Genomic DNA, 1,154 nt, shown 5'->3' on the forward strand with positions numbered 1-1,154 from the left:
TGATACCGATGGCGCCTGAAGGCTTCCATTGAGGCGCTACGGTCCCAGTTGTCTGGGGATGGGAAGCAAGGTTCATCTGATCCATCACCTTGAAGCCGATGAGTTGCACCGGCTGTACAAGGACGCGAAGGATGCGACGGAGCGGACGCACCTTCAGATCATCTGGCTGCTGACCAGCGGGCGCACGGCCCAGTTCGTCGCCGAGGTGACGGGCTACACGCCGCGTTGGATCAGCATTTTGGTGGGACGCTACAACGAGGCCGGGGTTGCGGGGCTGGGCGACCAGCGCCAGTTCAACCCCGGCGCCAGACCGCTGCTCGACGCCGACCAGCAACGCCGCCTGAAGAATAGCCTGGACGACCCGCCGCCCGATTACGGCTTCTGGACGGGCCGCGCGGTTGCCCAGTGGATCACGGGCATGCTGGGCCGTTTGGTGTCGCCACGCCGCGGCACCGAAGCCCTGCGCCGCCTCGGCTTCACCCGTCAGGTGCCGCGCCCTCATCATGCCGCGGCGGATCCGCTGGCCCAGGAGGTCTTCAAGGCCCGCTTCCGCCGGCGCGTGCAGGCGCTCCAGCAGGAGGACCCCACCATGCCGCTGGAGGTGTGGGCGATGGACGAGCACCGTGTCGGGCTCAAGCCGGTGCTGCGCCGGGTCTGGGCGCCGCGCGGCTGCCGCCCCATCGCGCGCGGGCATCACCGCTTCGAGTGGATGTACATCTACGGCTTCGTGCGCCCGAGTACCGGAGCGGTGGTGTGGTTCCTGGCCGACGGCGTCGGCGCCGCGCTGTTCAGCCGGATCCTTGCCGCGTTCGCCCGCGAGGTCGGAGCGGGAGCGGACAAGCGCGTCCTGCTGGTGCTCGATGGGGCGGGTTGGCACGGCGCCGGCGAGGTGGAGATCCCCGACGGCGTCACCCTGGAGTTCTTGCCCCACTACTCACCCGAGCTGCAGCCGGCCGAGCGCCTCTGGCCGTTGACCAACGAGGCGGTCGCCAACACCCACTTCGCCGACCTCCCGGCCGTCGATGAGGCGCTCGCCGACCGCTGCTGCGCCCTGGCCAACGACCCTGACCGCCTCAAGGCCGTCACGTGGTTCCATTGGTGGCCGCAATTCGCATGACATCCCATCAATGGAACCCTTCAGGCGCCGTCGGTAT

Annotated in this window: 1 protein-coding gene; it reads left to right on the forward strand. The window is 68.7% G+C overall.

The genetic code is table 11. The features are described from left to right. Positions 1-58 precede the first annotated feature (58 nt). On the forward strand, positions 59-1,117 hold the full coding sequence (locus VEA62_RS01595) for an IS630 family transposase (RefSeq protein ID WP_324817526.1): 1,059 nt from the start codon (positions 59-61) through the stop codon (positions 1,115-1,117). The last annotated feature ends 37 nt before the right edge of the window (positions 1,118-1,154 follow it).

The organism is Brevundimonas sp., from assembly GCF_035627475.1.
Lineage (GTDB): Bacteria > Pseudomonadota > Alphaproteobacteria > Caulobacterales > Caulobacteraceae > Brevundimonas.